We start from the raw sequence: 8,956 nt of genomic DNA, 5'->3' as shown, positions 1-8,956 counted from the left end.
TTCCGGGCGTGCGACGGCGATGAGGGCGGGAAATAACGAGCCCTTCACGCTTCAGGATATCGCCGATGGTGCTGGCGGCCGGCACATCAAACGGCGCCTGATGATTCATCAGCCAGGCGCGGATTTTTTTCGGCCCCCAGTCGGGGTGCCGTACGCGCATATCGATAAGCTGCTGAACAATCCCGGCAGGCAGGCGTTCATCATGCGTGAGGCGGGCGCGGGGCTGGTCAAAAAGAGAGGCCGGGTCGTCGGGGTTAAAACGCTGCAGCCATTTATACCCGGTTTTACGGCTGATGCCGAAGTGACGGCACAGTTCGGAAACAGGAGCCGTGCCTGCGTGGCAGGCACGGATGAAATCAAGACGTTGCATGGGGCGGGTCTCAGTCCAGGGCATAGTGAGTCTCCTCTGCTATGCCGTTTATAACTGTTACCCATGTGTCCGGTCTAAAGTGTTACCCATGTGTCCGGTTTGTACCGCAGCGTCATCCGACACTTAGGCCGATTTGGTGAGCATCAAAATAAGGCTATCGACCACATCTGGCGCTTGCTCATAAAGATTGAGATTCTCCGGCTGCATCAGCCAGTTTTTGATAATCCCACTGAAATAACCGTGAATGATGGTTATCGTCAATTCGATATTGGTATTAACAGGAATTTGCCCTTTTGAAATACAATTGCGCAATATTTTTTTCATTCTTTCCCGGTTAAACCAATAACGCTCCCTTATTTCCCTCTCAGAATACATTTCCCCGTTGAATTCGCAGGTATGGTAAAGAATTTGCAATAATTCGTACTGCCGACGATCAGACGAAATGAACCTCAACGTTTCAATCATGATTTCACGTAATAGCTTTAAATCATTATCCAGAATTTTGGGACTGAGTTTTCGCCTTATTTCCAATGAGATACAAGACTGGATATTCCAGATTTCGTTAAACAACGAAGTTTTGCTATCAAAGTGCCAGTAAATCGCACCACGGGTCATGCCAGCAGCATCAGCAATGTCGGCAAGGGTTGTGGTGGAAACGCCATTTTTAGCAAATAGTGTGATAGCAACATCAATAAGGTGCTGACGCGTTTTTAACGCATCGGCTTTTGTTTTTCGCGCCATAGATAATTAACTCTTTGTGGATATTAGTTACAAGAATTAACAGGTTTAAATATTATTTTTCTATTTTGGGTGAGATTAAGAAGATTGTGAATTATTCTGTGCTTTAAATTTTTCGATGTCCAGTCCAGGCGTAGAAGATTATACATACAAGCATGAATCATTAATCGATAAAGCCTCTGTTAAGCTCGTCTTCTCTATATCCATTACAGAGTTAGACCTTTAACAGGGAAATTTCTCCATGGCGAAGTTTTTTATCGAGCGCCCCATATTTGCCTGGGTGCTGGCCATCATTTTGATGTTGGCAGGCGTACTGTCCATCATCAACTTGCCAGTGGCGCAGTACCCAACAATTGCCCCGCCAGCGGTCGCTATTAATGCAACCTATCCCGGTGCGGATGCCAGTACCGTTCAGGATACGGTGACGCAGGTTATCGAGCAGAATATGAACGGTCTGGATAATCTGATGTATATGTCTTCGACGAGCGATGCGTCGGGCAGCGTGACGGTGACGCTGACCTTCAAGTCCGGCACCGATCCGGATATTGCTCAGGTTCAGGTACAAAATAAACTTCAGCTCGCCATGCCTTTGTTGCCACAGGAAGTGCAGCAGCAGGGGATTAGCGTTAAAAAATCTTCCAGCAGCTTCCTGATGGTTGCCGGGTTTATCTCGCAAGATGGCAGCATGAGTCAGGACGATATTGCTGACTATATTTCCTCTAACATCAAAGATCCTATCAGCCGCACAGCAGGTGTCGGGGATGTGCAGTTGTTCGGCGCACAGTACGCGATGCGTATCTGGCTTGATCCTAACCAACTCAATAAATATCAGTTAACCACGCTGGATGTGATTAACCAGATAAAAACCCAGAACGCGCAGGTGGCCGCAGGGCAACTTGGCGGAACACCAGCCATTGCGGGGCAACAACTTAACGCTTCTATTATTGCCCAGACGCGTTTGCGCGACCCCGAGCAATTCGGTCACATTCTGCTGAAAGTGCAGCCCGACGGTGCAAAAGTAGAATTGCGCGATGTGGGGCGTATTGAGTTGGGTGGCGAAAACTACAACGTCATTGCACGCTATAACGGGAAACCTGCCGCCGGATTGGGGATTAAACTCGCCACCGGGGCAAATGCGTTGGATACCGCGAAAGCGGTGCAGGCACAAATGGCGAAGCTCGAACCCTATTTCCCACACGGTTTAACCGTGGTTTACACCTACGACACCACACCGTTTGTCAAAATATCGATTCGTGAAGTCTTCAAAACACTGCTCGAAGCTATCGTGCTGGTGTTTCTGGTCATGTATCTGTTTTTACAGAACTTCCGTGCCACGCTGATTCCCACTATTGCGGTGCCAGTGGTACTGCTCGGGACTTTCGCTGTACTTGCCGCATTTGGCTATTCCATCAATACCTTAACGATGTTCGGCATGGTGCTGGCGATAGGTTTGCTAGTGGACGATGCCATTGTGGTGGTGGAAAACGTCGAACGCGTGATGGTGGAAGAGGGGTTGCCGCCCAAAGAAGCCACGCAAAAATCGATGGGGCAAATCCAGGGCGCACTTGTCGGGATTGCGATGGTGTTGTCAGCGGTATTTATTCCGATGGCATTTTTCGGCGGTTCCACCGGCGTTATCTATCGCCAATTCTCGATAACTATCGTTTCCGCCATGGCGCTTTCAGTGTTGGTGGCGCTGATTCTGACACCTGCACTGTGCGCCACTTTACTCAAACCGGTCGCCAAAGGCAGCCACGGTAAAACCACCGGACTGTTCGGCTGGTTTAACGCCCGTTTCGAGCAAAGTACTCACCATTACACCGACAGCGTGAAGCAGATTTTGCGCCGCACAGGCCGCTATATGGCGCTTTATACGTTGATTGTGGCGGGTATGGTTGCGCTATTCCTTCATTTACCTACCTCATTTTTACCGGAAGAAGATCAGGGCGTATTCCTTACCATGGTCACGCTGCCTGCGGGAGCGACCCAGGCCAGAACGGAAAAAATTATGGATCAGATCACCGATTACTATCTGACCCATGAATCGGCAAACGTCGAATCCGTATTTACCGTTAACGGCTTTAGCTTCAGCGGCAAAGGGCAGAACAATGGCCTGGCGTTTGTGCGGCTGAAAGACTGGGACAAACGGCCAGGTAAAGAAAACGAAGTAACTGCGATTGTCGGGCGCGCCACTCGTGCGTTTAGCAAAATCCATGACGGAATGGTTTTCGCGTTTAACTTGCCAGCCATCACCGAATTGGGTACGGCAACGGGCTTTGACTTCGAATTAATCGACCAGGCAAGTCTTGGGCACAATGCGCTGACACAGGCGCGAAACCAGCTATTGGGCATGATTTCCAAACACCCGGAAATGTTGGTGCGTGTGCGTCCAAATGGCCTTGAAGACACGCCGCAATTCAAGCTGGAAGTTGACCAGGAAAAGGCGCAATCGCTCGGCGTAAGCATTTCAGACATTAACCAAACCATTGCTACCGGCCTCGGTAGCACCTACGTCAATGACTTCATCGACCACGGGCGTGTGAAAAAAGTCTACCTGCAAGGGCGCGCATCAAGCCGCATGCTGCCGCAGGACATTAATAGCTGGTTTGTGCGGGGAAGCAGCGGGCAAATGGTGCCGTTTTCCTCTTTTGCCAGCGCGCGCTGGATATTTGGTTCTCCACGTCTGGAGCGCTACAACGGCCTGCCATCCATGGAAATTCTTGGAGAAGCCACGCCGGGTAAAAGTACCGGTGAAGCCATGCTGCTGATGGAAAGCCTGGCGTCGAAATTGCCGAGTGGCATTGGTTTTGACTGGACGGGAATGTCCTATCAGGAACGTTTATCAGGCAACCAGGCTCCTGCACTTTACGCCATTTCGCTGCTGGTCGTTTTCCTGTGTCTCGCGGCGCTTTATGAAAGCTGGTCCATTCCTTTCTCAGTCATGCTGGTGGTGCCACTTGGGGTTATTGGCGCGCTACTCGCCGCCACATTGCGCGGCTTGAATAACGACGTTTATTTCCAGGTCGGGCTACTGACAACCATCGGCCTGTCGGCCAAAAACGCCATTCTGATTGTCGAGTTCGCCAAAGACCTGATGGATAAAGAAGGCAAAGGATTAATTGAGGCCACGCTCGATGCGGTGCGTATGCGCCTGCGTCCGATTCTGATGACTTCACTGGCCTTTATTCTTGGCGTGATGCCGCTGGTGATCAGCAGCGGAGCGGGGAGTGGTGCGCAAAATGCCGTGGGAACGGGCGTGATGGGCGGAATGGTTTCTGCCACCTTGCTGGCAGTGTTTTTTGTCCCGGTGTTCTTCGTAGTGATAAGCCGCCGTTTTGGAAAGTCGAAATAACAGGAATACGCCGCTGATGGCTCAGTCATCGCCCATCGTCGACAAGTCTTTACTTTAAGAATCAAGCTTTAAGGAATAGTAATGAAGAAATATGGTGAGTTCATGGTGCTGCCTTCCGTGCTGTTGATAGCGGCTGGCGTATTAACGGGTTGTAATGATAAAAGCGACGAAAAGGCGCAATTGCCCGCACCGCAAGTCAATGTATATACCGTTAAAGCCGCGCCATTGGCGGTGACGACTGAACTTCCGGGGCGTACCGACGCCTTTCGCGTGGCAGAGGTTCGCCCACAGGTCAGCGGTATCATTCTGAAGCGCAATTTTGTTGAAGGCAGTGATATTAAAGCGGGAAGTTCGCTTTATCAAATTGACCCGGCACCGTATCAAGCCGCCTGGAACAGCGCACAAGGCTCACTTGCCAAGGCGAAAGCCGCCGCGAATATCGCGCACTTAACCGTTAAACGTTATGTGCCGCTGCTTGGTACAAACTACATCAGCAAGCAGGAATACGATCAGGCTGTGGCCGATGCGCAGCAAGCGGATGCAGAAGTCACCGCAGCGAAGGCTGAAGTCGAAAACGCACGGATTAATCTCGCTTACACCAAAGTTAGCTCGCCAATTGACGGGCGCGTCGGCAAATCGAATGTCACCGAAGGGGCGTTAGTCACTAACGGCCAGGCGTCATCATTGGCAACCGTCCAACAGCTCGACCCGATTTATGTCGATGTCACCCAATCCAGCAATGACTTTATGCGACTCAAGCAGTCCGTTGAACAGGGCAGCCTGCAAAAAGCGAATGGCAAAACGGCGGTGCAACTGGTGATGGAAGATGGCAAGCCTTATGCCATCAACGGCGAGCTGGAATTTTCCGATGTGACGGTTGATCAAACCACCGGATCGATCACTTTACGCGCCGTGTTCCCGAACCCGCAACACCAGTTATTGCCTGGCATGTATGTGCGCGCAAAAATTGATGAGGGCATTCAGCCTGAAGCGATTCTGGTGCCACAGCAAGGCGTGACGCGTAATCCGCGTGGCGATGCCACGGTGATGGTGGTTGATCAAAACAATAAAGCCGAAGTCCGTGAAGTAACCGCGCCGCAGGCTATTGGCGATCAATGGTTGGTGACTAAAGGCGTTAAACCAGGGGACAAAGTGATTGTCAGCGGCCTTCAGCGGGTTCGCCCTGGCGTCGCTGTACAGATAGTGCCGGATAGCGCTGCCGCTCAAACACGCTAAGGTATTCTGGATAATGGCTAAGTTTTTTATTGAAAGACCCATCTTTGCCTGGGTGCTGGCAATCATCCTGATGATTGCGGGTACACTGGCGATTCTGCAACTTCCTGTCGCGCAGTATCCCACTATCGCACCTCCGGCTGTTGCGGTGACTGCAACGTATCCGGGTGCGGATGCGCAGACGGTGCAGGACACGGTGACGCAGGTTATCGAACAGAACATGAACGGTATCGATAACCTGATGTACATGTCATCCACCAGTGATTCTGCCGGTGGCGTGACCATAACCTTGACGTTTAAATCAGGCACCAGCCCGGATATTGCTCAGGTTCAGGTGCAAAACAAACTGCAACTGGCGATGCCGCTGTTACCGCAAGAAGTGCAGCAGCAGGGGATTAGCGTTGAAAAATCTTCCAGCAGTTTCTTACTGGTGGCAGGCTTTATCTCTGATAACCCCAACCTGACGCAGGATGATATTTCCGATTACGTGGCATCAAATATAAAAGATGCCATCAGCCGTTCTAACGGCGTCGGGGATGTTCAACTCTTTGGGGCCCAGTACGCGATGCGTATCTGGCTCAATGCCGATGCGTTGAACAAATACCAACTTAATCCGGGCGATGTCGTCACGCAGCTGAAAATGCAGAACGACCAGGTGGCTGCAGGGCAACTCGGTGGCACGCCTGCAGTCAAAAATCAGCAGCTTAACGCCTCGATCATTGCTCAGACGCGCTTAAAAGATCCGGCTGAATTTGGCAAAGTGACGTTGAAAGTGAATCCCGATGGCTCGGTGGTGCATTTAAGCGATGTGGCACGCATTGAGTTAGGCGGTGAAAACTACAATACCGTAGCGAAAATTAATGGTCAGGCCGCTGCTGGCTTAGGGATTAAACTTGCGACCGGGGCGAATGCGCTGGATACCGCAGCGGGTATTAAGGCGAAACTGGCCTCGCTGCAACCCTACTTCCCGCAAGGGATGAAAGTCGTTTACCCGTACGACACCACGCCGTTTGTGAAAATCTCCATTCATGAAGTCGTGAAAACGCTGTTTGAAGCCATCATCCTGGTGTTCCTGGTGATGTACCTCTTCTTGCAAAACTTCCGTGCGACACTCATTCCCACCATTGCAGTCCCGGTGGTTTTGCTCGGGACGTTTGCCGTTCTTTCCGCATTTGGGTACTCGATAAATACGCTCACCATGTTTGGCATGGTGCTGGCGATTGGCTTGCTGGTTGATGATGCGATAGTGGTGGTGGAAAACGTTGAGCGCGTGATGGTGGAAGATCATCTCTCACCCAAAGAAGCCACCAAAAAATCGATGGAGCAAATCCAGGGTGCGTTGGTTGGGATCGCGATGGTGCTGTCGGCGGTGTTTATTCCGATGGCCTTCTTTGGCGGCTCGACCGGGGCCATCTACCGCCAGTTCTCCATTACGATTGTGTCGGCAATGGCACTTTCGGTGCTGGTGGCGTTGATCCTCACACCTGCATTGTGTGCGACATTGCTAAAACCGGTTGATCCTGCGGCGCATGAAAAAACCGGTTTCTTTGGCTGGTTTAACCATAAATTCAACCAAAGCGCGAATCACTATACCGATAGCGTGAGCAACATTTTACGCAACACCGGGCGCTATCTGCTGCTGTATCTGATTATTGTGGTCGGAATGGCGGTGTTATTCCTCCGTTTGCCAACCTCATTCCTGCCCGAAGAAGATCAGGGCGTGTTTATGACGATGGTGCAGTTGCCCGCAGGTGCCACGCAGGAGCGAACGCAAAAAGTGCTCGACGAGATAACTCATTATTATCTCGAGACTGAAAAATCCAACGTTGAATCGGTGTTTACCGTCAACGGGTTTAGTTATAGCGGACAGGGGCAAAACTCCGGGATTGCTTTTATCAGTTTGAAACCCTGGGATGAACGATCCGGCAAAGAGAACGGGGTCGGTGCCATCGTCGAACGCGCCACTAAAGCCTTTAGCAAAATTCGTGATGGCCTGGTGTTCCCGTTTAACTTACCGGCGATTATGGAGTTGGGTACAGCAACCGGTTTCGACTTTGAATTGATTGACCAGGCAAACCTTGGGCATCAGCAACTGACGCTGGCGCGTAATCAATTGATGGAAATGGTCGCCAAACATCCTGATATGTTGACGCGTGTGCGCCCGAATGGGCTTGAAGATACCCCGCAGTACAAACTGGAAATCGACCAGGAAAAAGCGCAGTCACTGGGAATTAGCCTGGCGGATATTAACCAGACTATCGCCAGCGCATTGGGCGGCACTTATGTGAACGACTTTATCGACCATGGCCGTGTGAAGAAAGTGTACGTTCAGGCGGATGCGCGTTTCCGCATGCTGCCACAGGATATTGATAATCTGTACGTGCGCGGCAGTGAAGGGCAAATGGCACCGCTTTCGGCATTTTCTTCGTCACACTGGATGTACGGTTCTCCGCGCCTTGAGCGTTACAACGGATTGCCGTCGATGGAAGTGTTGGGCGAGGCGACGCCGGGTAAAAGTACCGGCGAGGCGATGGTGTTAATGGAGCAGCTTGCATCAAAACTGCCATCCGGGATTGGCTACGACTGGACGGGGATGTCATATCAGGAAAGGCTTTCTGGCAACCAGGCGCCCGCACTTTATGCCATCTCTTTGGTGGTGGTGTTCCTGTGCCTGGCGGCGTTATACGAAAGCTGGTCGATACCGTTCTCGGTGATGCTGGTAGTGCCGCTCGGTGTGGTCGGTGCGCTATTAGCAGCGGCGATGCGCGGCATGAATAATGACGTTTACTTCCAGGTCGGGCTATTGACCACCATTGGCCTGTCGGCAAAGAACGCGATATTGATCGTCGAATTTGCCAAAGACTTGATGGAGAAAGAGGGCAAAGGCTTGATGGAAGCTACGCTCGACGCGGTGCGTATGCGTTTGCGCCCGATCCTCATGACATCGTTGGCATTTATTCTCGGGGTTATGCCGTTGGTATTAAGCCGTGGCGCGGGAAGTGGCGCACAGAACGCGGTGGGAACCGGTGTGATGGGCGGAATGCTCTCGGCGACCTTGCTGGCGATATTCTTCGTGCCGGTGTTCTTCGTGGTGATACGAGCGCGATTTAGCAAATCCAGACCAGAGTAAAACTCACAAGCCCGAACTTAGGTTCGGGTTTTTTTTTGGTGTTTCAGATGACAACGTCCAGCGAGTAGGTCGGAAAAGCAATAGAGTCATCCGACAAGAAGTACACAAACTACAGACGAAAAAAAGCCCGCAT

Annotated in this window: 5 protein-coding genes; 3 read left to right on the top strand and 2 right to left on the bottom strand. The window is 51.4% G+C overall.

Going from position 1 to position 8,956, the window contains the following annotated elements; all coding sequences use genetic code 11:
• On the bottom strand, positions 1 to 394 hold a 394-nt coding region (locus tag D6029_RS20620; RefSeq protein ID WP_147365255.1), incomplete at its 3' end, for a helix-turn-helix domain-containing protein.
• Between the two features lie 99 nt (positions 395 to 493).
• Positions 494 to 1,111: a TetR family transcriptional regulator gene (locus tag D6029_RS20615; protein WP_120066552.1), complete on the bottom strand. Its 618-nt coding sequence runs from the start codon at positions 1,109 to 1,111 to the stop codon at positions 494 to 496.
• A gap of 238 nt (positions 1,112 to 1,349) precedes the next feature.
• Here D6029_RS20615 and D6029_RS20610 point away from each other — a divergent pair, with 238 nt between their 5' ends.
• The 3 genes from D6029_RS20610 (at position 1,350) to D6029_RS20600 (ending at position 8,823) form a co-directional block, all read left to right on the top strand.
• On the top strand, positions 1,350 to 4,460 hold the full coding sequence (locus tag D6029_RS20610; protein ID WP_120066551.1) for an efflux RND transporter permease subunit: 3,111 nt from the start codon (positions 1,350 to 1,352) through the stop codon (positions 4,458 to 4,460).
• A gap of 81 nt (positions 4,461 to 4,541) precedes the next feature.
• Positions 4,542 to 5,696, top strand: coding sequence for an efflux RND transporter periplasmic adaptor subunit (locus tag D6029_RS20605; protein ID WP_120066550.1), 1,155 nt, complete (start codon positions 4,542 to 4,544; stop codon positions 5,694 to 5,696).
• Between the two features lie 13 nt (positions 5,697 to 5,709).
• Complete coding sequence (locus D6029_RS20600) at positions 5,710 to 8,823, top strand: efflux RND transporter permease subunit (protein ID WP_120066549.1); 3,114 nt, start codon at positions 5,710 to 5,712, stop codon at positions 8,821 to 8,823.
• Positions 8,824 to 8,956 lie beyond the last annotated feature (133 nt).

Source organism: Buttiauxella izardii, from assembly GCF_003601925.1.
Classification (GTDB): Bacteria; Pseudomonadota; Gammaproteobacteria; order Enterobacterales; family Enterobacteriaceae; genus Buttiauxella; species Buttiauxella izardii.
The sequence above is the reverse complement of the archived record's forward strand: the minus strand, read 5'-3'. Positions and strand labels throughout refer to the sequence as shown.